The following is a 23881-nucleotide window of genomic DNA, read 5'->3' on the forward strand; positions in this document are numbered from 1 at the left end:
ACAAACATTTCCTTTATCTTAAGAAAGATTTTTTCTTTGTCAATAGTTAGTTTGGAAGCCAAGAGCAAAATAGTGACCGGGATTAGGAAACTCTCTTGGGATGAGGACCGTGTAATCAATCTGGAGCACCCCTCTTTTTATCCCACAGCCAAAGGTGGGAGCATTTCCGGCATAACCAAAACGAAAAGAGATAATCTCCTTAAAGTTAACTTCACCGCCCGAAAAGACCTGCCACCTCCTTTCGTAAGGAGAGTAAGTGAGGTCAAAGGTGGGTAAAAAAGAAAAATTCTTAAAACTCCAGGGGCGAGAGATACCAAATCGAAAAACTGCTGGCAGATAGAATTCTCTTCTTTTCAATTTTAAGACATCGGCCCAGTTTAAGTAGGAAAGACCAATCTGCCAACTCTTCAATTTGTAAAAAAGACCAAGGTCTAATCCCCATCCTTTGGCCTCTTCGTTATAGAATCTTTCGTAAAAATAACGAGTGGAGAAACCAACCGCTAAATTCTTATTTAGAAAACGGGCAAGATTAAAATAAAAAGTGAAATCCTTGGGCGAATACTCACCAAGCGCCGCTTCTGGTTTATCCGGCCTCAGTTCTACCTGCCCGTAATCAAAAAGGGTAACCCCGAAGCCAAAACTTGCGATTTTGGTCGGCTGAAGAAAAAATAGGGCATTCTGATGAGTGTCCAAAAGCCAATCGGTATAAGCAAAATGGAGAAAGATTTTATTTCCCTTGGCCGAAAGCGCCGGATTGAAGAAAAAGGAAAAACCACCTTCCGCGGAACTCCCTCCGCTCCCTCCCATTCCCATCTCCCTGGCCGCCAGACCAATTTTGAGGGACTTAAAACCGACCAATCTCTCTTCTCCCCCCAGATACCCGATTAAAGGGAAAAGGGCAAAGATTAAAAACTTAGGTTTCAAAAATTTCCACATTGGCTCGGGGAAGCGTGATTCGCCTCCCATCCTCAAGTTCCACCTCTAAAATTCTCACCTTTGACTCGGTCTCAATCTCCTGCAACTCCGCTGGTAAACTCACCACCTTCCCTAAAAGTCCGAAATAAGGTTCTCTAATGATCCGCACCGTCATTCCCACTTCTAAGCCGGTCTCATAAACCTTATCCGAAGTTAAAACACCCCCGCCATCTTGAGCCACAATCACCTCGGGCCGCATCACTCCTGCCCGAATCTGGGTCGCCCCGTTAATGGAAGCAACTTTTCCGACAAGGGAACTTAATAGGTCAAAGGTCTTTTTTGCCATCCGCATCCTACCAAATCCTTCGGTGACGATCAAAGTGATACCGCAATTTTCGTGACCGGTTATCGCCACGCCAATATCATAACCTAAAAATTCTTTAATCGTCTCATCCTCAATTCCACCCACCACAACCCCTTTCACCCCTAACTCCTTCGCTTTTCTCATCCCGGTGAGGGTAATTAAGGAACCGCCAATCACCACCTTTCCTCTCATCCTCTCTTCAAAAGATTTTTCATCTAAAACCTCGTCAGGAGAAGAAGCGACCGGCATAATCTCGCCCCGCGCCTCTCCACCAATCCCAAATATCCCCTGGATCAAAGTGGCATAGGTTTCAATCCGCACACCCTGATTGGGAATTATCTCCTCCACCACCCCATCAATGTAGGCAGTAACCTGAACCGGCTGTGGTTCTTCTCTGATTATCACCTGGCCGGTAATCTCGGAAATGCTTTCAATCGTTCCTTTAATCGGTGATTTGACCACAGATTTAAAAAGACCAAAAAAACCTTTCGTCTGAGCAATTATCTCATTCTCTTCTACTCTATCCCCCTCCTTCTTTAACATCACCTCCCTTATATCCTCCGGCGGCACTCCTAAAAGACCGCAGACATTTACCGGCTTCACATTTCCGGGCAGATTGGTTCGCGCCACAATATCTTCACCCTTAACCCTTACTCCCTTTTCTACGAGGATCTCCCCCGGAATTGGGAGCCTTCTCTCCTTCACTATCTTAGTTCTCTCTGCAACTTTTAGCCCCGGCGTATAAGCATGCGCCATAAAGGAAATCTTATAAGAAAATTATTAAAAGTCAACTGAGATTTTACCTCTTATGCGATAGGTTTTTCTTTTAGGTTCCCATTTTCGCTTCCGATCAAACCCCCGATCCGGTTTAAGATTATGCCCTTTATTAACCTATCATTTAGGCTCTTCATTAAACTTCCAATTATCCCCTTTATTAAACCATCTTCTATCCTCTCCATTAAACCCTTTATTAAATCCCAAATTATCCCCTCTTTTGAAACTTCCATTATCCCTTCTGTTAGATCTGGGATACCATCCCCTGTATGCTCCACCCAATTTTATAAAGATAAACCCCTCCTTTCTTACAAAAGTGTTACAAGTTAACTCTGTTTTCCGTTAAGATTACTTATCCGATAGCGCCTCCCTAATCTCTAAGTAGTATTCCCTTAAAATCGCCTTCCTCATATTTCTCTTTCGGGGTTGGGATTAGAACCCAATACCCCTCTATAATAAAAACGGAAACACCCCCCAATTTCTGACACTAAATCTTCTCTTTATATCTAACCCCTTCTCTTTCAAGAATTTAATTTACCGAAACAGGAGACCCTCCCAGCAAAAAGAAGCCTCCCCCTATTCCCATCCAGAGAACATCTAAAGCCCGTATTCCCGATGGTTTTGAATGAAGTTTGATGGAAACCGAGTATTTGACAAATAGAAGATTTTATCTTAAAATACATAGTTATATAAAATATGAATCCCGAATTTGAACGAGGAGGGTGGAATGTTTAGTAAAAATAAAAGAATAGGTATTTTATTAATTTTTGGACTTATTCTCCTCTCTCTTCCTAATTGCGGAAAGAATAAACCTCCGACCGTTCCCTACCTTACGGGACCGACAACTTTGGGTTTGAATGCGGAAGGTGAATTTAAGGCACAAAGTACCGATCCCAATAATGATGAAATTCGCTACCTCTTTGACTGGGTAGACAAACTGGAAACGACCGATTACTATCCAAGTGGTGATACTGCGAAAAAACTTCATTCTTGGTCAACTCCGGGCACTTACCAAGTAAAAGTTCAAGCCCAAGATAAAAAGGGGAATCTCTCTGGTTGGTCGTCGCCGCTTACTGTTTCGGTCGTCACTAATAATAAACCGAATAAACCAACCGTTAGCGGACCGAATTCCGGCCTAAAGGATACTACCTATAACTTTTCTGTAACCCCAACTGACCCCGATGGGGACAGCGTTCGGGTCCTTTTCCTCTGGGGTGACGGAAAAGTTGATACCTCCTCTTGGGTAGCCTCTGGCACCTCCGTAGAAAGAGGTCACGCCTATTCTGATACCGGCATTTTTACCATTAGGGCACTGGTCCAAGATATAAAGTTTGCCCTCTCGGACACTTCCGACCCCAAAACCTTCACCGTTCTTTTCGGGTATCCACCCGGAGAAATCCTTTGGACGTTTATCGGTGGAGACGAGTTTGTCTCTTCCCCCGCCTTAGTTATTGAAGGCGGCATTCCGGTAATCTACATCGGTTGTAAAGATGGGAAGGTTTATAAACTAAATGGCAAAACTGGTGCTAAGATGGCAGAATTCTCCTCACCCATCGCCGGAGATGAGTTTAATTCCTCCCCGGCGATCGCTACCGATGGGACAGTTTATATCGCGAGCGAAGAAGGCTATCTCTTTGCCTTAACTTCCAATCTCACTTTGAAATGGCAATGGCCGACCGGAAGTCGGGGGATGCCCTTCACCTCTCCGGCTTTAACCGGAGACGGGAAGATTATCATCGGCAATGAAAACGGCAATCTCTACTGTGTGAAGGATAATGGGAGTAGTGCGGAATCTTTATGGACCTTTTCCGCCAGGGGACCGATCTTCTCTTCCCCAGCGATTGACGCTCAGGGAAATATCTATTTTGCGGAGTTAACCGATTCCGGTTATATTTATAAGTTAAATTCATCCGGTCAACTCCTTTGGGAGAAGATGACCGGTGGGGAGGTCTATGCTTCACCCACCCTTGATGCCCAGGGCAATGTCTTCCTCTCTTCTACTTCGGGTAAGGTCTTTGCCTTTGATGGCAATGGTAATGACCTAACCGGTTGGCCGGTGGTGATCCCGGATACCGCGGAGGTTCATTCTTCCGTAGTTTTTGAGCCTTCCGCCAATTTAGTTATTTTGGGTCACGAACGGGGGATCTTACTCTACCGACCCAATGGTACTCTCCAAGATCACATCTTAGTGATTCCCGAAGAAGTTTCTTCCACCCCGACTGTGGCTCAAGACAGCATCGTCTATTATCTCACCAGTGAAGGTTGGTTTGTGGGTTATAACTATCTCGGCCGCACTTCTCTCTTTACCAAAAATCTCGGCTCTCGTTTTTCTAAGAAACTCCAGGAAGATATATATTCCTCCCCAACGATTGCTCCCGACGGCACAATCTATGTTGCTTTTGAAGAAAGGGTTTATGCCCTCTATGGTAAAAAACCGCTGGCAAATTCCCCCTGGCCCAAGTTCCGACAGGGACTGAAGAATACGGGTAGAGCGGGTGGTGGTAAGATATAAAGAATAGAAACCCAATTATTTAGGTCCCGACCGTTCAAGCCGGTTGGGACCTTTTTTCTTAAAGTTGAGTATTAAGGAAAATATCAAAATCCTTAAGGAGCGAATCGGGGAGATTTGTGCCAAAAAAGGGAGGAGGGAGGAGATTACAATTGTTGCGGTTACGAAGGGAATCTCAGTAGAAAAGATAAGGGAGGCGATTGCCTCCGGTATTAAAATTATCGGGGAAAATCGGGTGCAAGAGGCATTTAGTAAATATCAAATAATCGGCGAAGAGGTAGCCTGGCATATGGTTGGTCATCTCCAAACGAACAAAGTGAAAAAGGCACTCCAATTTTTTCAAATGATTCAGAGTGTTGACTCCCTCCATCTCGCCTTAGAGATTGATAAGCACGCCCGGGAGAAAAATAAAGTGGTACCGGTTCTGATTGAAGTTAACACCTCCGGTGAGGCAACAAAATTCGGCGTCCCTCCCGATAAACTTTTTTCCCTTCTGGAAAAGATCCTTCCCTTAAAACAGATAAAGGTCTTAGGTCTTATGACCTTAGGTCCCGGTTTGGCAGTTGTTGATCCGGAAAAGTCAAGAAAACCATTCCGCCAATTATGGGAATTGCGGGAGAAAATTAGAGAAAAGTTCCAACTACCGCCTTCTCAATTTTCTATTCTCTCCATGGGGATGTCTTCGGATTACGAGGTGGCAATTGAAGAAGGTGCCAATATGATAAGGATCGGCACTGCCATTTTCGGAAAACGAGATTAAAAGAGTTCTACCGACCGAATTTCCTCTCTAAATCCCTAATATCAAATCTGATAATTGTTGGTCGGCCGTGGGGGCAGAAGTAAGGGGTGTTGCAAGCAAAGAGTTTATTGATTAGACGCTCTATCTCCTCCTGAGAAAGTCTTTGTCCTGCTTTGATTGCTCCCTTACAAGCGATAACCTTTGCCAATTCCTCCTTGCGCTGGGAGAGGGCTTTCTCCATCTTTGCCAATTCTAAAAAAAGTTCTTTCAAATCACCTTCTCCAAAATTGGAGTGAGCCGGAATTGCCTCCACCACAATCGTCTTCGGTCCAAAAGGTTTCGTCTCAATCCCCAAAAAAGAAAGTTCATCCTTTATCTCCTCGTAGAGGAGAAACTGTTCGGGCGCTAGTTCTAAGATGATCGGGAAGAGGAGGGGCTGCCGGGCTTCTTCTTTTTCCGATTTTAGAACTTCTTCATAGATTATCCTTTCCGATGCCGCATGTTGGTCAATAACACAATATCCGCCCTTCACTTGGGCGAAGATATAGGAGTTGTGCAACTGCCAGAAGGTGAAAGGACGCTCTTCGGGACCGATCTCCCCCTGATAGAGGAAACTGTCAAAACTTATCTCTTCTCGTTTCTGAATACCCAATCGCTTCCGAATCGCCTCGGCAATGAAATCAAAGAGGAATTTCTCATCAATAAAGCGCACCTCCAATTTTGTCGGATGGATATTGCAATCTAAGTTTTCCGGCGCGGTGGTAAAAAAGAGGATATAATTGGGATTCATCCCCCTCAAACTACCACCGTAGCCTTCCATTACCGCCTTACTCACAGTTCGGCTCTTTACCGGCCTCCGATTGAAATAGACCACCTGGACCTCATAAGCCGCCTTTGCCGCCTCCGGGTGGGAGAGAAAACCAAAAAAATTGAGGAGGGGATTTTCAAAATGGATTTCCATTAGACTATCCAACACCCTTTTATCTAAAAGGGAGACTAACCTCTCTTTCACTCCGTTCACCGCGGGTAAGGTGAAGAGCAACTTATCATCATTCTTTAAGGAGAAGAAGACTTCGGGAAAGGCGAGGGCATAATTTTTAATTACCTCAACGATGAGACGGAGTTCGTAGTTTTCTGATTTTAAGAAAGCCTTCCGCACCGGTAGGTTAAAGAAGAGTTCGGAGACCGAGATGGTCGTCCCCACCTTTCTTGCTATCGCCTTCACCTCTTTTATCTCGCCCCCTTCGGCAAAAAGAAGTGTGCCCAGGGAATTGACTTGGTCGTTGGTCTCAATCTTTAATTTAGCAACCGCGGCGATTGCCGCTAAGGCTTCCCCCCGAAAGCCGAAGGTTTTAAGAGCGTTCAGGTCGGAAATATCCCTAATCTTACTAGTGGTGTAGCGGGCGAGGCAAAGGAGACAATCATCCCTTGACATTCCAATCCCATCATCCATCACCTTGATTAAATTTTTCCCGCCGGCGCGCAGTTCAACCTCAACCCTTTTTGCCTGGGCATCAAGGGAATTCTCAATGAGTTCTTTAACAACGGAAGCCGGCCTTAAAATTACCTCCCCGGCGGCGATCTTTTTTATCGTATCGGGGGGGAGGGGTTTAATCTTCATAATTCATACTTCATCCCATCCGAAGCGGCAATCACCTCAATTCCCGTCTCCTTTGTCAGTTCCTCAGCTAAGATCCAGGGTTTATTTTTAATCATCGTCATACCGAAATGGGTTAAAAAAGCGACCTTCGGTCTTATCCCCAAGATGAGATTTTTGGCGTCCGTTAGGGAAAGGTGGTCCAGTTCGGAAGGTTTTTCGCGCACCACATTCATAATTAAAATGTCCGCCTGATAAGCCGGGATTAATTCTGGGAAATATTTCGTATCCGCAATATAAGAGATCTTCGCCCGCTCGGTTTCAAACTTAAATCCGTAAGTCTCACCGCGATGGCGGTGTCTTATCGGACAGGAGAACTTCACTCCCTTAATTTCATATTCTCCTTTCTCCTGCAAAATAACAATCTTTTCTAAATAAGAGCGGAGATACTTAAAGACTACCGGGTCTTCCCCTTCAATCGCCTCCCTAGGGCAAAAAAGAACTCCTCTTTTTTTTGTCCCACCCGTCGTTAGCGCCTCAATCATAATATTCACATCACCGGAATGGTCAAGATGGCTATGGGATAAGAGAATGCCATCCAATTGGGTGGGGTCTAATTTGTGTTTACTAGAAATTATTCTTACCAGAGAACCCGGACCGGGATCAACCAAAAGGTTGGTTCCTTGCAAGGAAAACCAAATTCCACCTGATGCCCGAATCTGCTTAAAAACAACAATTCGGGCACCCCCACTACCCAAAAAGATTATGGCGTCAGCCATCAGTTAATTCTTTTTGAAGGTGATAACCAAGTTCTAAGGCGGAAAGATTTTCACTTAAATAATCCTTCGGTACTCTTTTCGCCAAAGCCTTCTTTAGAGAATCAAGATGACAAAAGCCATATCTTCTTTCTAAGATTTTAGCGATTGTTCCCAAGAGGATAATATTGGCAAAAAGCTCCCGACCTAACTTTTCCCTCGCTAACCGAGAAAAGGGTAGAAAAAAGGCGGAAGGAGAATTACTTTCCCGAACGTAAAAATCATCTAAAAGCAAAATCCCCTCTTCCTTTAAGGAAGAGAGATAATCACAATAAGCCGCTTGGGAAAGGCAGGCTAAGAGATCGACCCGCCGCGCCTTCGGAAAGAGAATCTCCCGGTCACTGATAATGACATCGGAACGGGAAGAACCGCCTCTCGCCTCCGGTCCGTAACTTTGCGTTTGGACTACATACTTTTTTTCGTAGACCCCACAACCCTCCGCTAAGATAATCCCGGCCAAAATTAAACCCTGCCCCCCACTTCCCGCTAATCTAACCTCTACCTTCATATTCCCCTTGCACATTCTTCTGATAACTTTCTAAAAACTCCTCCGCACTCGTTTCGTAAAGAACGCCAATTACAATTTTCCCTTCGGGAAATTTTTCTTCCTTCTCGCCTCGGGAAGCCACGGGTAAGGTCTTTACCTCCACACTCTTTTCCTTAAAGTATTCTAACATCTTAACCCCATCCCCAATCCGGTTCACCCGGCCGAAAAAGGTTGGACACTGGGAGATAACCTCCACCACACTAAACCCCTTCTTCTCTATCGCCTTCTTTATCATCTCTTTTAAGTGTTGGGCATGATAAGTGGTGCTTCGAGCAAAAAATACCGCTCCTGCTGCCTTACTAATCTCTAAGATATTAAATTCCCTCTCCGGATTTTTATAAGGAGTGGTGAGGGTTAAACTTCCCTGGGGGGTGGTGGGAGAAACCTGCCCCCCGGTCATTCCGTAGTTAAAATTATTAACGATGATACAAGTCAAATCAATGTTGCGGCGGGCGGCGTGGATAAAATGGGAAAGCCCGATCGCCAAGATATCACCATCCCCACCCATCACAATCACCTTCATCTCCGGTTGAGCCAACTTCACCCCAATCGCGCAGGGAATGGCCCGCCCGTGCAAGGTATGAAAGGTATCGCAGTCCAAATAACCAGGAACCCTTGAGGAGCAACCGATACCGGAAACAACGCAGATCCTCTCATTCGGCAGGTTTAAATCGGAAAAGGCGTAAACCATTGCCTTCATTATTGTGCCAATCCCACAACCAGCGCAGAGGATATGAGGAAAACGTCCATCCAGTCTTAAATAATTAAAGACCGCTTCTTTCATAAAACATCAAGAATCTCTTCTGGGGTAATCATCTCACCGTCAACCCGATTTACCGAAATCACTGGAATATCCGGATTCACTGCCCTTTCCACCTCTCCCCCTAACTGCCCCTGATTCATCTCCACTACCACAATCTTTAAGGCACTTCTTAAAAGAAGGGAAACCCTTTTCGCCGGAAAGGGCCATATAACCCGGAAGCGTAAAAAACCGATTGGCTTTTTCCTCTCTTTCTCATAAATCACCTTCGCCTCCCGCGCCGCTCGGGCGGCTGCTCCGTAGGCAACCAAACAGACCTCAGAACCCAAATCAAGATATTCCATATCCCAACCCCAGAATAAAGATAAATTATCTTCCACCTTCCTCTTTAACCTCTCCATCTTCCAGGCGATAATCTCCGGATTGTTAGTGGGAAAACCGTCCGGACGATGAGTAAGACCCGAGATGTGTATTTTGTAGCCTTCTCCGAAATGGGCAAATTCTGCATCGTAATTGTTATCTTCATCGTAGTGGAGATATTCCTCCTTCGGCTTCTTCTTTTTCTTTGGGGAATAGATCTCTACCTCCTCTGAGATCTCCACCACTTCCCGCATATGACCAACAATCTCGTCCATTAAGAGAATCACCGGCATTCGGAGATATTCCGAAAGATTTAGCGCTTTAACTGTCAGGAAGAAAGATTCGGCGACGCTATCCGGATAAAGGACAACGGAAGGGTGGTCGCCATGAGTCCCCCAACGTGCCTGCATCACATCACCCTGAGCGGGTTTTGTTGGTAAACCGGTGGCTGGTCCCCCTCTTTGCACATTCACGATTAGACAAGGAACTTCAGCCATACAAGCATACCCAATCCCTTCTTGCATTAAAGAAAAGCCCGGTCCGGAAGTGGCGGTCATCGCCTTCAAGCCACCGGCGCGGGCACCAATCACCGCGTTGATGGAGGCAATCTCATCTTCCATCTGGAGAAAAAAACCACCGACTTTTGGCAACTCCCGCGCCATAAATTCCGCAATCTCCGTAGAAGGGGTGATTGGATAGCCGGCAAAAAATCTTACTCCGGCTTTCAACGCCCCTAAGGCACAGGCTTCGTTACCGGAAAGAAGTTGCCTTTCAGCCATCTTCCCTCTTTTTCCTCTCCACCGCGATAGCAAAGTCCGGACACAAAATCTCGCATAATTGACAACCGATACATTTATCGGGGTTGATTACCTCCACCTTCAAATCTTCTCCCAAGCCCAAAGTCTGGGTAGGACAGAATCTCACGCAAATGCGACAACTCTTACAAAAGTCCTTAATGATAAAAATCTTATGCCCCTTCTTCGTCTCAATTTTCTTTTCTTCGGGTAAGACCTTTTTCACTTCACGATTTACTCCCAAACCTCTCTGTGAGTAAGTTTTTAATCTCTGACGGTTCAGAAAAGACTTCAATCCCCGCCAGTTGAAAGGCGGCGATCTTCTCCTGGGCGGTCCCTTTCCCCTGCATAATGATTGCCCCGGCGTGACCCATCCTCTTTTCTGGAGGTGCGGTCTGCCCAGCGATAAAACCGAAGACCGGCTTTTTTATCTTCTTTGCCACATATTTTGCCGCAATCTCCTCATCATCCCCCCCAATCTCGCCGACAATCACAATCGCCTTTGTCTCTTCATCCTGGGCGAATAATTTTAGGCAGTCAACAAAATCCATCCCCTTCACCATATCACCACCAATCCCCACCACACTGGAACAGCCAAAGCCACCTTCGGAGATATGATAGGCAATCTCATAAGTTAAAGTGCCAGAACGGGAGACGATCCCGCAAAAGCCTTTCTTAAAGAAGGTACTGGGCATAATTCCAACCTTTGCTTCTCCCGGATTGATTATGCCGGGACAATTTGGTCCTAAAAGGCGAGTTTTTTTCTTTTCCAAGTAAGTCTTAATCTTCATCATCTCCTGTACCGGAATCCCTTCGGTGATGACAACGATTAAAGAAATTTGGGCATCAATCGCCTCATAGATAGCGTCCGGGGCAAAAGGAGCTGGAACAAAAATGATTGAAGTATCGCATCCCTCCTTTCTCTTCGCCTCAAAGACGGTATTAAAGACAGGAATTCCGTCTAAGAAGGTGCCGCCCTTTTTGGGGCTTACTCCCGCAACCACTTTCGTTCCGTATTTCACCATCTCCCGGGTATGGAAACTGCCATCCCGACCGGTGATCCCTTGCACCAAAACTCTCGATTCTCTACTAATTAAAATCCCCATCTCACATACTTTTAGCTATTTCACTCGCCTTTTTTACCGCCTCTTTCATTGTTGGGACAAAGATTACAGGAGCATCTTTGAGGAGTGATTGGGCAATTTCGTAATTTGTGCCGACGAGCCGGACAATAATCGGTAAATTAACTCTCTTTTCCTCTAAGAAAGAGAGAATCCCCTTCGCCACATCATCACAGCGGGTAATTCCCCCAAAGATATTTAAGAGGATAACGCGAACCTTTTTATCCTTTGTGATAATCTCTAACGCCTTTTTTGTCTTCTCCGGTGAGGAAGAACCACCGATATCTAAAAAGTTAGCTGCTTGCGCTCCGTAGCGATTGATTAAATCCAAGGTGGCCATTGCCAAACCCGCACCGTTAACGATTGAGCCGATCTCTCCGGAGAGTTTCACATAGGAAAGACCTTCCTGCTTCGCCTCCGCCTCGCTCTCCTCCTCAAAAGATTTATATTCGGCCCATTCTGGATGGCGGAAAAAGGCGTTATCGTCCAAAATCATTTTGGCATCTAAGGCAAAAAATTCTCCATTTTTACTAATCACCAATGGGTTAATCTCCACTAGCTGGGCATCATAAGAGAAAAAGATCTTAGCCAAAGCCATAAGGAGAGAAGAAAATTTATTTAATAGGGCCTCTTCTTCCGAAAAGAGTTGGAAACCAACTCTTCGGCACTGATAAGGGAGAAGCCCTAAGAGGGGGTCAATAACCTCCTTTATGATGCTTTTCGGTTTCTCTTTAGCAATCTCTTCAATATCCATCCCCCCAAAGGGAGAGGCGAGGATTATCGGTTTGGCAAGCCTTCGGTCTATGATGATGCTTAAATACAACTCCCGCTCAATTTCCACCTTCTCCGAAATTAAGACCTTCTCTACGGGTAGATCCTTAATTCGTAAGGAAAAGATACTTTCTAAGGCGGTAGAAAAATCTTCCTCTTTCTCCACAATTTTTATCCCACCGGCTTTTCCTCTACCGCCCACTAAAACTTGTGCCTTCAAGACACAGGGAAAACCAATCTCTGAAACAGCACTCTTCCCTTCTTCCAAAGAAGAGACCAACCTCCCCTTGGGACAAGGAATCTTCTCTTTCCGGAAGATTTCTTTTGCCTGAAACTCGTATAACTTCATAACCAATAATTTAGGGAAAATCCGCTAAAAGTCAACATAGATTTCTAAGGGAGACGCTAAACCCTTTCCTCACCAAACAGGAATTGGTCAATTTCTTTTAAGTCCCTAATTTTCAATAACTTAATTTATTTCAAATGAATTAGTGTTAATACACCATTCTTTTACCTATTTTTTCTTCTTTTGAGTAAATTAGGGAAGGAGAATAAATCTCTTCTCTCTCCTTTTACCCTCCCTCTCTAATAATAAGAGATAAACACCGGAAGGGAGATTTTTCATAGGTAATCTCTGGGGGCGAAATGGTTCGTTGAGGAGAGTTTGGTCATAGAGAACTTTCCCTAAGATATTGACAACCTTTAAGGTATATATCCCCTCTTCGGGCAGTTGGCAGGTGATAGCGGAATTTTTCTTTGCCGGATTGGGAAAGATTTTAATTTCCCTATTCTTTTCCTCTTCTATTCCTTCTTCTATCTCAGAGGAGGGATTGACAGAAATCAAACCGATTTGGCAATCATTTCCGGGAGCAAAGTCATTAAAATAGGCGGTAGTGCATCTCCGCTGGTAGGTTCCCGGAGGACAATTTACCACCCATTCGGGAAAATTGACTAAGCTTGTAGCATAAGGATAGATGGGGTCAACAAGTACCATCGCCCGGTAAAAATTGCCAATTTGGTAATAAACCGGGCTGCCGGCAATCGCCGGCGAGTTATTGCCGATTTCTGCCTGCACCGAAACAACACTCCCGGAATCAACCGCAGCTGGGGGTTGAGTAATTGCCACGGTCCAGATATCAATCCGGGGGGTGGAGATACCGTAAAGAATGACATCGTCAAGATATACTCCGTCATAGGTTATCGTATCGTTACTTTTGAAGTGGAAGCGAATCCCATCCGCTTCCCGGGGTAAGATAAAAGAGTAGGCTGCCCATTGCTGATAGCGACCGGTGCGAGTCATAAGAATGCGCCAGGTATCTCGGAGGCGATATTTCACATAAATTGAATCCCGGCCCTGCTCTAAGTGGCGATAAAAGGAGAAACGCAAGAGTCCGTAATCGTAGTTACTAAGGTTGAAGAAGCGGTCAATCCCATTGTTTTGGTTATTATAATAACCATAACCATTAATTGGGGCACATTTGGCGCTGTAAGGCGCGCTACTATAACGATTATTTACCCTCGTCCATTGGTAATTTCCCCAAAGGGTCCAGTTGGCAGGGAAATCGTCCATCCCATCATAGAATAGGACATTTAAGGTGCGCCTTATCCCATAGGCAACCAAATCGTCAATATAAACCCCTTCCCTCTCACCGGTGCTGTCGCTACTAAAACGGAAACGAATCCGGTTAACCGAATTGGGTATCTCGGAGATTGATATGAACTGCCAGAAAGGGTAAGAACCATCCCTTTCCCAAGCAATGGTCCAAGTGGTACCATTGTCCGTAGAATAGAGGAACTCCAAAAAATCTCCCTCCTCAGTCTCCTGCCAAAGCCAAAAGGTTACGCACCCGATATCATAGTCACTAAAATTAACCCTTCTCTCCATCCACACGGAGACATTATTGTGATATTGAAGATGAGGAGTACTCTTTACAGAAAAGGAATGGGAATACCAACGACTTTCCTTTTTTGTCCAATATTCATTAGAAGTTCCGCCCAAGTTCCAAGAATCGGGAAAGGTGGAAAAGTCGTCTCCGAGGATTATCCTTTGGCTGAATAAGAGACTAAAAGAGAAAAAAAAGAAGAAAAGAAATTTATCCACTTTACCTCCACTCAATTTATCCATTACCGCCAATTATAAGGAAGAAAAGGGAAAAGTCAAAAGTGCGAAACTAATTTCCGAAGACTTTATAGCGCTGGAAAGTTTTCAGTATCAGTAGATGATCCGGAAATCAGAAAATTCACCCGTTGGCTCTTCGTATTCAATCTCTAAACCGGTAACCTTCGCACCTGGTGGACCTTCCCTTAATCTCTTGAGCCATTCCTTTATCTTTTCTTCCTCCCCCTCACCCACCGCCTCCACTCGACCATCCCAGAGGTTTCTCACCCAACCCTTAATTTTCAATGCCTGGGCTTGTCTCCGGGTGAAGTCACGAAAGAAGACACCTTGGACAATACCGGAGATATAAAGATGGACCCTCATTTTCTCAATTGCCGAAAGATCCCACGCCGTATGGTCACCCCTTGGGAATCAAAGTAGTTTAATAAGGGGAGCGCATACCGGCGGGTAGTATTTAGTTTCTCCCGATATTCCGAGACGGTAATTTCCCCTTTTTCCCTTAAGAGGTTAAGTAAAATCTCCTTTGCCCTTTCAATCGTTTCTCTGGGGAAGAGGCAATTTTCCACCTCCACCAATTCCCCCTTCTCCTTTAAGACCTCAAGCACCTTCTCTAATCTCTTCTCTTGCCAAAACTCTCTTTTTAATTCCTCCCGACTTGGCGGAGAGAATCCAGTTTTATTTAAGAAATTGATCACTTTTGCCATCAGCTCCCTTTCCTCTTTGGATAAGGAAATCTCAAAACCCCTGATTTTTACAAAATCCTCCTCTTGGGAGATGCGATTTTCGGAGATTAAGTCAGCTAATGCCTTCTCCAGAACCTCTTCCGCCATCTCCTTTGCCAACCGACTTTTCAGTTCAGCAATTCTCATCCCTTTCCGGAAAGGATTTTCCTGATGAAAGATGTGTAAAATCTTTTCCATCTTTTCCTTAGCCTCTCGGTAGCAATCAGTAGCGATGTAACCTTCCACCTGGAGGATTTTCCCTTCCTTCTGTAATTCGTTCAATTTCTCGGATAAAAAAAAGAGACCGACTCTTCTTCCCAATTCCTTCTCACTTATTGGATAAAGCCCGCGACCGCGTATCATCTCCGCTATCTGCACTTTTTTCTCTTCGGAATTTAAGAGCAAGAGATGTCTAAGGAGAGAAGGATCGTTTCTTTTCCCTCTCCTCTCAGTCAATTCTAAGACCTTGCCGCCACCAATGGTTAAAGGGGGGCTAAAACTCCGAATGACAAACCGGTCACCGACCTCCGCCACCACTAACTCTTCTGTAAAGATTTGGGCATAACCACTTTCTCCGGGTAAAAGTTCTTCTTTATCTAAGAGAATAACTCGGGCTAAGGCTTCCTTCGTTCCGATATGGAGTTTCACCGCCATCCGGTTTTTTACCGGAAAAGGGTTATCCTTTATCGTAATGAGGAAGGCATTAAGAAAATGGGTAGGATTTAGCGCGGATGGTTCAACTAAGACATCTCCTCTTAATATCTCCTCTTTCTCACCCACCAAAAGGCTGAGAGCTGCCCGTTCCCCAAGTTCCGCCTTCTCCACCGGTTTTTTGTGGATCTCAATCCTCCGCACCCGAACCGAGAAGCCTTTTGGTACCACTTCCAAGGTCTCTTCTAAGTGGCAGGAGCCGGAAAGAACTGTCCCCGCCACCACTTGACCAAAACCTTTAATCTTAAAACTCCGGTCGATCGGCATCCGAAAATACCCCCGGTCCTCTTTCGCGGGGGTCCCTTTAATCATTTGGTCAAGTGTCCTTTTCAATTCCCAAATCCCTTCTCCTGTAACTACGGAGGTGGGAATGATGGGGGCATCTTGAAAAACAGTCCCTTTCAATAGATCTCTTATCTCTTCCTTTACCATTTCTTGAATCTCTTCCTCTACGGTGTCACTTTTTGTTAAAGCGACCAACCCTCTTTTGATCCCTAAAATCTTTATTATCTCCAGATGTTCAATCGTCTGGGGCCTTATCCCTTCGTTGGCGGCAATAACCAGAAGGACTAAATCAATAGTGGAGGCACCCGCAATCATATGGCGGATAAATTTCTCGTGCCCGGGAACATCAATGATTGTGGCATTTTCACCGTAGAAGGCAAAACCCAAATCGGTTGTCATCCCCCTCTCTTTCTCTTCCTTTAAGCGGTCGGGGTCATAACCCGTGAGAGCCTTAATGAGAGCGGTTTTGCCGTGGTCAATATGACCGGCGGTCCCAATTACACAATGCATCCCTCTCTATCCAGCGCTCTTTTCTCCCCTCGGCTTATTACCAATCTCTCTTTTCCTTTTCCGACAGGAAGGGATATTTAACTCCTCCCGATATTTAACCACTGTCCTTCGGGCGCACTTCACCCCTTCTTCTTGTAGTTTGCGGACAATCTGGGCATCAGTGAGGGGAGAAGATGGGTCTTCCTTCTCAATTAACTCCTTCACCCGCATCTTCACATCCGCTTTTGATTTTTCCCCCATCCCGGGTGATAAGAAGTGCCGAAGGGGGAAGATGCCCATTGGGGTGGAGAGATACTTCCGGGTGACGGCACGGGAGATGATTGAGGGGTGGAGGTTTAATTCTTTGGCACAATCCCGAACTGTTAGAGGAGAAAGTTGGCCGGTCCGAAAGAAAAGGCTCTGCCTCTCTACGATATAACTGACAACTTTATAGAGAAGGACTCTTCGCTCCTCAATTGCCCTAATCAGGTTTAAGGCATGACGGACCTTCTCCTTCGCAAAATCAACCTCTTCCTTGGTATGAGCCCTTGGGTTATTCAAAATTTCCCGGTAGTGGGGGGCGATGCGGAGATTGGGGAGATATTCCTCTCGGAAGAAAACACTTATCTTTTCTCCTTCCATCTTCACCTCAAAGTCCGGTTCAATATAGGTAAGGGGAGAAGAATAGTATTGGCGGAGGGGTCTCGGCTCTAAAATTTTTAGGTTTTCTAACGCCTTATTCACCTCGGCCAAATCTCTCTTCGTCTCCTTGGCGATTTTCTTATGGTCCATCTTAAGCCAACTCTCGTAAAAGTTTTTGACAATCTCGTATTCTAAGGAAGTGGGGGAAAATCCTCTCTTTTGCAATTGGATGAGAAAAGCCTCCTGACGATTAGCCGCACCAATCCCTCCCGGCTCCATCGATTTAATCACCTCCAAAATCTTCTCCAATTTCTCCTCCGTAATACCGAGAGATTGGCAAAACTCTTCTTTACTCATCGTCAAAAAGCCGTCTTCGTCCAAGGTATGGAGGATATACTCAGCATAGGGATAATCTTCTTTTGGTAGTTTGGCGCGGACGAGGGTGGCGATTGCCTCCAACGGATTTTCCGGTGCCGGGAGAGAAAATTCGGAAGCCTCTTCCTTCTCCGTAGGGAGAGAATAGCCCTCCTGGGGTAAGAGGTCAGCGTAGTCAAACTCCTCATCCCTGCCCTCTTCCCTCTCCACCGTCTCCTCTTCGGGAACCATCTCACCCTCTGTCACCTCTTCCAGGCAGGGATTTTTCTCAATCTCCTCTCTTAAAACCTGCTCCAACTCCATCACGGGGAGGGCGAGTAGTTTAAGATTAAGTAGCAACTGGGGGGTAAGGATTAATTTCTGTTGGAGGCTTAGTTCCTGCTTCATATCCGAAAACGGGCACCGAGATAAAACTTGCGTGCCGATTCGTTGGCGATTAATTCGTGAGCACTCCCCGCGAATAAAATCCGGGAATCGTAGATGAGATAGGCCCGGTCAGTTATCTCTAAGGTCTCCCGGACATTATGGTCGGTCACTAAAATTCCCAAGTTCTCCTTAGCTAAATTTCTAATGATATTCTGAATCTCCTCCCGGGCGATTGGGTCAATGCCGGTGAAAGGTTCGTCTAATAAAAGGAAACTGGGTTTGAGCGCCAGTGCCCGCGCCAATTCCGCCCGGCGCCTCTCCCCTCCGGAGAGGGTCTCCCCCCGGCGGTCCTTTAAGTGGCTAATTCCCAACTTATCTAAAATTTCGGATAAGGTTTCTTCTTTTCCCTGGTGGGAGTTCTCGGTCAATTCCAAAACGGCACGGATATTTTCTACCACGGTCAATTTGCGAAAGATGGAAGCCTCCTGGGGGAGATAACCGATACCAAGACGCGCCCTCTGATAAACCGGTAAATTGGTGATATCTCTGCCATCCAAAATGATTTTTCCCCCTTTTGGTCGCAAGAAGCCGATAATCATTTGAAAGGTTGTCGTTTTTCCCGCACCGTTCGGTCCTAAAAGTCCCACCACCTCTCCCCTCTGCACCTCAATTGTCACATTACTTACCACATATTTTGCTCCGTAGGCTTTTGAGATGTTTAAGGCATAAAGGCCAGAATTTTCCTTTTTCATTTCATCACCACCCGACCGTAGGCGATATTTTCTATTGTCATCTCAGAAATTTCGCCGTTGGCAATTTGGGCGGAAAAAGTTTCCCCCCCAATTTCTACCCTTTCGCCTTTTGTCTCGTAAACCAAAGAAACTTCCCCAAAGGCTTTAACCAGTTTCAAGGCACCTCCTTCCACAAAGAAGCGAAACTCCTTCCCCCGGACCTCCTCATTTTCGCCGATTAAATGAGAGTGACCTAAGGCGATACCCGAATCGCCCGTCACAAAATAGATAAGGGTGTCAGTGAAGAAGGTGCTATTTTTTTGCCGCACCGCCACATCGGGAGTGAAAATTACCTTCTCCCTTTCCCCATCGTAGATGAGTTCTTGGGCAACCACCTCAGTTGTCTCCTTCCCTTTTAGGAAGAGGATGGGCCTTTTGCTGGAACCCTTTTTTGAAGGTGAGTGGTAAACCGCATCGTATCCCTTAATCTCCACTTCTTTCTCTTTTAGGATTAAAAAGACCTCGCCACTTTTCGCCTCACGCTTTTCGCCATCCCAATAGAGGTGTTCGGTTAAAATTTTCAAGGAGGGGAAATCCAACCGGACATTCTTTTTCACCTCCGCCATTTTGGTATTAAGAGAATAAAAGATAGATTCACCCCTCAATTCCCCCTCTTCGCTTTTTATCGTAACCGAATCTAAGAGCAGGAAAAGGTTTTGGTGCGGGTGATAGAACCCAGTTTGGGCAGAGATTACTGTCTTTCCATCCCGAATGGTAACCCCTTCTGAGAAATGGGTAACCCTCCCTTCTTTACCCTGGATGATTGCCATCTTTCCCGCTTTAATCTCCGCCCCAGATAAAAGGGAGAAGAAGAGGCAAAGAAGGGGTAATTTTCTTCTATTTAAATTCATAGTCCGATTTCCCTTCAATTGGACTCTTAATGGTAATCTGAGAGAGATTGGCGTCAGCAATTAAGCCTTCACCTTCAAGAACGCTTGACCGATTTTTAATTTTAACTCGGGCATCGGTCTCAATCCTCTGCTCAGAATTATTCCAGATTAAAGAGTCAGTAAAGAGATAGGTGGAATCTTCCGTCGCCACCACCACCTCACCTTTGGCGAGGAGGTTGGAACTTTTAAGCCAAACCCGACCCTCGCGGGCGGTGAGCCGAGAGGTGACCCGACCATCAGTGAAAAAATAGACCCTTGGTTCTATCACCGCAATCTCCCCTTTCTCTTCGTAGAGGAGAGACTTTTCCGCATAAATCCGATAGAGCCTCTCCCCGGAAATTGATTCTTCCATTTCTAAGGAGAAGGTGATCTGGCTCGGTGGTGTTTTCTCTTCTTTGGGGGCAGAAGATTTTTGGCAGAAGAGGAAAAGGATAGGGAGCAAAAGGGAAAATCTTCTCATCACTTCCCCCAGAAGATCCATTCTTCGGGATAGGTTCTAATATACTCTCGGGCGACTTGAGCAAACTCGGAAGGAGAATTTACCATTCGGAGATGGATGATAATCTCCCTTTTACTCTCTCGGGCAAAAAGAGAATAAAGCTTCGCCTTAGTCCTCTCCTTTAAGACAAAAGGCGTTTTAATGATGCCAAAACCCTCCCAAAATCCCGGCAGGGAGATTATTTTTGCCTGGTGGGTATTATCGCCGGCAAAGCCTAAGAGGAAGCCTCTCTTTAAGAGGTCAATCATCTCCGAAATCCGATAAACCATCTTCACCCCTCCTCCTTGGCGCCACCTTTTTAGGATCTTATCAAAGAAAGGATTTCTCTGTTTGGAGACGGCAATCGCCACCCGATAGCCCAAAGAAGAAAAGATTTTGGGTAGGATTTCCCAAACACCAAAATGGAGGGTTAAAAATATCATACCTTCTCCCTTTTTTATATTATCACCAAGAAGGTGGATTCTGTCAAGTCGCCAATTCCTTTGCCACATCCGGGCAAAATTCTCTCCCAACCGCCAAGCATTTTTCAACCAGAAGTGAGGGTCATCCCTTCCCAAAAGGGAGGAGAAATTCTTTCTGATCTCTTGCCGGACCTCTTTCTGGATGAGGAGATAAGAGAGGAGGAGGAGGCGGAAGGGAAGGACGTTTGTCATCTTTTCCTTTCTCGGTAAGCCCGGGCGGCTTCTAAAAAGGCAACGAAGAGGGGATGGGGTCTTAGTGGCCTTGACTTAAATTCGGGATGGAACTGGGTAGCGATGAAGAAAGGTGAGGACTTCAACTCAATCACCTCCACCAATCTCCCATCCGGGGAGAGACCAGAGGCGAAAAGGCCGTGCTTCTCCGCCAGAGGTAAAAAATCTTTATTTACCTCGTAGCGATGGCGGTGGCGTTCGTAAATCAAAGAGGCGGCATAGACCTTCTGGGCGAGAGAATTCTCTTTTAAGACACAGGGATAAGCACCGCGCCGTAATGTCCCTCCCATTCCCTTAACTGTGGCATGCTCTGCCATCTGGTAAATGACAGGATAAGGGGTTTGGGGGTCAAATTCGGTAGAATTGGCTTCTTTCAATCCGCAGACATTGCGGGCAAATTCAATCACCGCGCACTGCAAACCGACACAGAGCCCCAAATAGGGAATCTCTTTCTCTCGGGCATAGGTGATCGCCTTAATCTTCCCCATCATCCCCCTTTGTCCAAAACCTCCGGGCACTAAAATACCATCCACGCCGGAAAGTAATTCTAACGCTTCTTCTTCTAAATCTTCGGAATCTACCCAGCGGATTTTGGCACGGATACCGGTTTGGGCGGTGGCGTGATTTAAGGCTTCAATCACACTCTTATAGGCATCCTTAACATTGAGATACTTACCGCAAAAACCAATCTCCACCTCTTCCTTTGGGTTATCTAGCCTCCGCACAAACTCCTCCCATCTTTTCAATAAGTTCAAATCCCCTCCAGAAGAGGTGGGTAATCCCAAATACTGAAAGATTAACCAATCTAACTTTTCTCCGTGAAAGATTAGGGGGAGGCGGTAGATATTATCAGTATCAACCGCTTCAATTACCGCCTCCTTGGCAACATTACAAAAAAGGGCGATCTTCTTCTTCAGTTCGGTTTGTAATGGTTTTTCCGTCCGGTAGACAATGATATCAGGTTGGATCCCTATCTCCCGCAGTTCTTTAACGGAATGCTGGGTGGGCTTCGTCTTAAACTCTTCCACCGAACGTAAGAAAGGGACGAAGGTGAGATGGATAAAGAGGGTAGAATCTTTACCCTCTTCTAAGGCTAACTGGCGGGCGGCCTCTAAGAAAGGTAAGCCTTCAATATCCCCAACCGTCCCTCCAATCTCAACAATGACGCAGTCCACATCCCCATTTGCTAAGAGTCTAATCCTCTCTTTAATTTCGCCGGTGATGTGAGGCACCACTTGGATTGTCCCACCCAAAAAGGTACCCGCCCTTTCCTTTTCAATCACGGAAAGGTAAACTTGTCCGGCGGTGAGATTGTTCTCTCGGGTTAAGTTTTCGTCTAAGAAGCGTTCGTAATGACCAAGGTCTAAGTCGGTCTCCGCACCATCTTCGGTAACAAAAACTTCGCCGTGTTGAAAGGGACTCATCGTTCCGGGATCAACATTGATATAGGGGTCAAGTTTCAGGAGATTAACTTTAAGACCCTGGGACTTCAAGAGGAGACCGATAGAGGCGGTGACGATTCCTTTGCCCAAGGAGGAAACAACCCCACCAGTGACAAAGATGAATTTCGCCCGTTTCATAAGTTATTATACCAAATTAAGAGAGCAATGCAAGGGAAAGAGACCCCTTGCCTTTTCTTTTCTTTTCCTTATTATCAAAGACAATGCTTGCCAAATTTTTCCTTTCGGTCCTAAAAAGGACCATATCTTCTTTTCTTGAATTGGCAAAAATTGTCATTCCGGTCTATACCATTATGTTCTTCCTTTCTGCTACCCCGCTCTTAAAAATCTTTGCTCATTTTCTCTCCCCGGTGATGGCATTTTTTCATCTCCCCGGGGAAACTGCCTTAACCTTAATCTTGGGTAATTTTATCAACCTCTATGCCGGGATTGGCACCATTCCCCTATTAAATCTCTCTCCGAAACAGACGAACACCCTGGCATTAATCTTATTAACCTCCCATAGCCAAATTTTTGAGACCGCGGTCTTTATCAAACTAAAAACCCGCTTCCTCTTCCTCTTATTTTTAAGAATTTTTACTGCCATAATAATTGGTTATTTAGTCTCCCGGCTATGACCTTTCTCTCTTACCTAAAAGGACTAATCAATCTTAATGTGAAGATATTCGTTATCCTCTTTTTGATCTTCCTCTTCTTAGAACTGATAGAAAGGACCGGCTTTCTCACCAAGGGCTATAAGAAAATCGCGGGTTCTTTTAAGTTCTTAGGGTTTTCTGAGAAGGCGACCGCACCCCTTTTGGCTGGTATTTTCTTTGGTATAATTTATGGTGCCGGGGTGATTGCCGACCTAATCAATAAAGAGAAGATAGAGAAAAAGCAAGTTTTATTGGTTTCGGTCTTTTTGGCGATTTGCCATGCCATCTTTGAAGATACCGGAATATTTCTCGCCTTAGGGGCAAACATCTTCTTTTTAACTATCCCCAGAATAATCTTCGCCTCACTCATCACCTTTCTTATCGCCCGGAGTGGGTTAAAATAAAGGGTCTATTTTAATATCCCGAGAGTTTGAAAAATTTTAATTAAGGAAGGTAAAAGAGTGAAGAAAGCGAAAATGGTGGCAACAACTGTTAACCAGAAAAGAAGTTTATTGGTCTTCATCTGTAATCTTTGGGCAAGACAGTTAGAAGATATATCTATCCAAGTAGAAAGAGTTATGATATTCTCTTCCTTCACTTCCCGCAAAAGGTGATGGAATAAGCCCGAGATATTACCTTCCCGATTTACCATCTCTTCTTTTATCACCGCCAATCTTCTCTCCAATTCTTTCAGAAGTGGGAGATAGAACCGATTCTTATCCATAAGTTTCCTTAAACTCTTTTCGCTCCCTTCGGCAAAAATTTCTTTATAATCTTTAATCACTTTATCAAATTTAGCGGCACACAATCCGATTTCAATCAACTCGTAGCATCTCCTCTCTATGTATTCTAAAAGACCTTCATCCTTACCCGAGAAGATAAATATATCTTTCCCCTTTATCTTCCCGATCGCTATTTCCCCTAACTTTGTTCCCTTTTCTATATCTTCTATTTTACTAATATCTAACTCTTCTTCAATAAAGATTGAAGCATAATCAAAGGGTGTAGAAGATAAGGCTTCTATCTCTTTATTCAATTCTGTTTCTTCAATAGATTTTTCCTCTCTTTTCTCTCCTCTAATAGTTACAAAATCCCCTTCTTCTTTCTTCTCATATCTATAAATAGAAATTTTCATTGTC

General features: G+C 45.1%; 25 protein-coding genes. 4 read left to right on the forward strand and 21 right to left on the reverse strand.

What is annotated here, in order from left to right; all coding sequences use genetic code 11:
• Positions 1–39: 39 nt before the first annotated feature.
• Genes ABIL00_03760 through ABIL00_03770 form a run of 3 tightly spaced genes read right to left on the reverse strand, consistent with a single transcriptional unit; the run spans position 40 to position 2238 of the window.
• The gene (locus ABIL00_03760; protein MEO0109876.1) at positions 40–966 is read right to left on the reverse strand and encodes a PorV/PorQ family protein; all 927 of its coding nucleotides are present in this window, start codon (positions 964–966) and stop codon (positions 40–42) included.
• A complete protein-coding gene (locus ABIL00_03765) occupies positions 914–2035 on the reverse strand; it encodes a hypothetical protein (protein MEO0109877.1) in 1122 nt (373 codons plus the stop codon). Before ABIL00_03765 ends, ABIL00_03760 begins: the two co-directional genes overlap by 53 nt.
• Positions 2036–2085: 50 nt before the next feature.
• Complete coding sequence (locus ABIL00_03770) at positions 2086–2238, reverse strand: hypothetical protein (GenBank protein MEO0109878.1); 153 nt, start codon at positions 2236–2238, stop codon at positions 2086–2088.
• 542 nt (positions 2239–2780) lie between these two features.
• On the opposite strand from ABIL00_03770, the gene ABIL00_03775 reads away from it, so the two are divergent.
• A complete protein-coding gene (locus ABIL00_03775; protein MEO0109879.1) occupies positions 2781–4565 on the forward strand; it encodes a PQQ-binding-like beta-propeller repeat protein in 1785 nt (594 codons plus the stop codon).
• A gap of 64 nt (positions 4566–4629) precedes the next feature.
• Positions 4630–5322, forward strand: coding sequence for a YggS family pyridoxal phosphate-dependent enzyme (locus ABIL00_03780; protein ID MEO0109880.1), 693 nt, complete (start codon positions 4630–4632; stop codon positions 5320–5322).
• A 7-nt stretch (positions 5323–5329) separates the two neighbouring features.
• Here the strand turns inward: ABIL00_03780 and mutL are convergent, their stop codons facing one another.
• The 17 genes from mutL to ABIL00_03865 form a co-directional block, all read right to left on the reverse strand.
• On the reverse strand, positions 5330–6922 hold the full coding sequence (mutL, locus tag ABIL00_03785; protein MEO0109881.1) for a DNA mismatch repair endonuclease MutL: 1593 nt from the start codon (positions 6920–6922) through the stop codon (positions 5330–5332).
• Positions 6919–7677, reverse strand: a complete 759-nt coding sequence (locus ABIL00_03790; protein MEO0109882.1) for an MBL fold metallo-hydrolase — start codon at positions 7675–7677, stop codon at positions 6919–6921. The genes mutL and ABIL00_03790 overlap by 4 nt, the downstream gene beginning before the upstream one ends.
• The gene (locus tag ABIL00_03795) at positions 7670–8221 is read right to left on the reverse strand and encodes a 2-oxoacid:acceptor oxidoreductase family protein (protein ID MEO0109883.1); all 552 of its coding nucleotides are present in this window, start codon (positions 8219–8221) and stop codon (positions 7670–7672) included. The genes ABIL00_03790 and ABIL00_03795 overlap by 8 nt, the downstream gene beginning before the upstream one ends.
• Positions 8205–9044: a 2-oxoacid:ferredoxin oxidoreductase subunit beta gene (locus ABIL00_03800; protein MEO0109884.1), complete on the reverse strand. Its 840-nt coding sequence runs from the start codon at positions 9042–9044 to the stop codon at positions 8205–8207. Before ABIL00_03800 ends, ABIL00_03795 begins: the two co-directional genes overlap by 17 nt.
• Positions 9041–10159, reverse strand: coding sequence for a 2-oxoacid:acceptor oxidoreductase subunit alpha (locus ABIL00_03805; protein ID MEO0109885.1), 1119 nt, complete (start codon positions 10157–10159; stop codon positions 9041–9043). Before ABIL00_03805 ends, ABIL00_03800 begins: the two co-directional genes overlap by 4 nt.
• Positions 10152–10400 (reverse strand): 4Fe-4S binding protein, encoded by a 249-nt coding sequence (locus ABIL00_03810; GenBank protein ID MEO0109886.1) that lies wholly within the window; start codon positions 10398–10400, stop codon positions 10152–10154. The genes ABIL00_03805 and ABIL00_03810 overlap by 8 nt, the downstream gene beginning before the upstream one ends.
• Position 10401: 1 nt before the next feature.
• On the reverse strand, positions 10402–11280 hold the full coding sequence (gene sucD, locus ABIL00_03815) for a succinate--CoA ligase subunit alpha (GenBank protein ID MEO0109887.1): 879 nt from the start codon (positions 11278–11280) through the stop codon (positions 10402–10404).
• Position 11281: 1 nt separating this feature from the next.
• On the reverse strand, positions 11282–12415 hold the full coding sequence (gene sucC, locus ABIL00_03820) for an ADP-forming succinate--CoA ligase subunit beta (GenBank protein ID MEO0109888.1): 1134 nt from the start codon (positions 12413–12415) through the stop codon (positions 11282–11284).
• A 189-nt stretch (positions 12416–12604) separates the two neighbouring features.
• Positions 12605–14167 (reverse strand): T9SS type A sorting domain-containing protein, encoded by a 1563-nt coding sequence (locus ABIL00_03825; protein MEO0109889.1) that lies wholly within the window; start codon positions 14165–14167, stop codon positions 12605–12607.
• A gap of 111 nt (positions 14168–14278) precedes the next feature.
• A complete protein-coding gene (locus tag ABIL00_03830) occupies positions 14279–14548 on the reverse strand; it encodes an acylphosphatase (protein MEO0109890.1) in 270 nt (89 codons plus the stop codon).
• Positions 14545–16413 carry a selenocysteine-specific translation elongation factor gene (gene selB, locus ABIL00_03835; protein ID MEO0109891.1) on the reverse strand — a complete coding sequence of 623 codons (1869 nt, stop codon included), beginning with the start codon at positions 16411–16413 and terminating at the stop codon, positions 14545–14547. The genes ABIL00_03830 and selB overlap by 4 nt, the downstream gene beginning before the upstream one ends.
• Positions 16414–16419: 6 nt before the next feature.
• Entirely contained in the window at positions 16420–17796 is a 1377-nt protein-coding gene (gene rpoN / locus ABIL00_03840) for an RNA polymerase factor sigma-54 (protein ID MEO0109892.1), read from the reverse strand.
• Positions 17793–18527 carry an LPS export ABC transporter ATP-binding protein gene (lptB, locus tag ABIL00_03845; protein ID MEO0109893.1) on the reverse strand — a complete coding sequence of 245 codons (735 nt, stop codon included), beginning with the start codon at positions 18525–18527 and terminating at the stop codon, positions 17793–17795. The genes rpoN and lptB overlap by 4 nt, the downstream gene beginning before the upstream one ends.
• Positions 18524–19417, reverse strand: coding sequence for a hypothetical protein (locus tag ABIL00_03850; GenBank protein MEO0109894.1), 894 nt, complete (start codon positions 19415–19417; stop codon positions 18524–18526). The genes lptB and ABIL00_03850 overlap by 4 nt, the downstream gene beginning before the upstream one ends.
• On the reverse strand, positions 19404–19916 hold the full coding sequence (gene lptC / locus ABIL00_03855; protein MEO0109895.1) for an LPS export ABC transporter periplasmic protein LptC: 513 nt from the start codon (positions 19914–19916) through the stop codon (positions 19404–19406). Before lptC ends, ABIL00_03850 begins: the two co-directional genes overlap by 14 nt.
• Positions 19916–20608, reverse strand: coding sequence for a lysophospholipid acyltransferase family protein (locus tag ABIL00_03860; GenBank protein MEO0109896.1), 693 nt, complete (start codon positions 20606–20608; stop codon positions 19916–19918). The genes lptC and ABIL00_03860 overlap by 1 nt, the downstream gene beginning before the upstream one ends.
• A complete protein-coding gene (locus tag ABIL00_03865) occupies positions 20605–22227 on the reverse strand; it encodes a CTP synthase (protein MEO0109897.1) in 1623 nt (540 codons plus the stop codon). Before ABIL00_03865 ends, ABIL00_03860 begins: the two co-directional genes overlap by 4 nt.
• An 83-nt stretch (positions 22228–22310) precedes the next feature.
• Between ABIL00_03865 and ABIL00_03870 the strand changes: the two genes are divergently transcribed.
• Positions 22311–22724, forward strand: coding sequence for a nucleoside recognition protein (locus ABIL00_03870; protein ID MEO0109898.1), 414 nt, complete (start codon positions 22311–22313; stop codon positions 22722–22724).
• A complete protein-coding gene (locus ABIL00_03875) occupies positions 22721–23146 on the forward strand; it encodes a nucleoside recognition domain-containing protein (GenBank protein MEO0109899.1) in 426 nt (141 codons plus the stop codon). The genes ABIL00_03870 and ABIL00_03875 overlap by 4 nt, the downstream gene beginning before the upstream one ends.
• A 5-nt stretch (positions 23147–23151) precedes the next feature.
• Here the strand turns inward: ABIL00_03875 and ABIL00_03880 are convergent.
• Positions 23152–23881: hypothetical protein (locus ABIL00_03880; protein MEO0109900.1), on the reverse strand; the 730-nt coding region annotated here is incomplete at its 5' end.

This window comes from candidate division WOR-3 bacterium, from assembly GCA_039801905.1.
GTDB lineage: Bacteria > Hydrothermota > Tepidihabitantia > Tepidihabitantales > JBDRVQ01 > JBDRVQ01.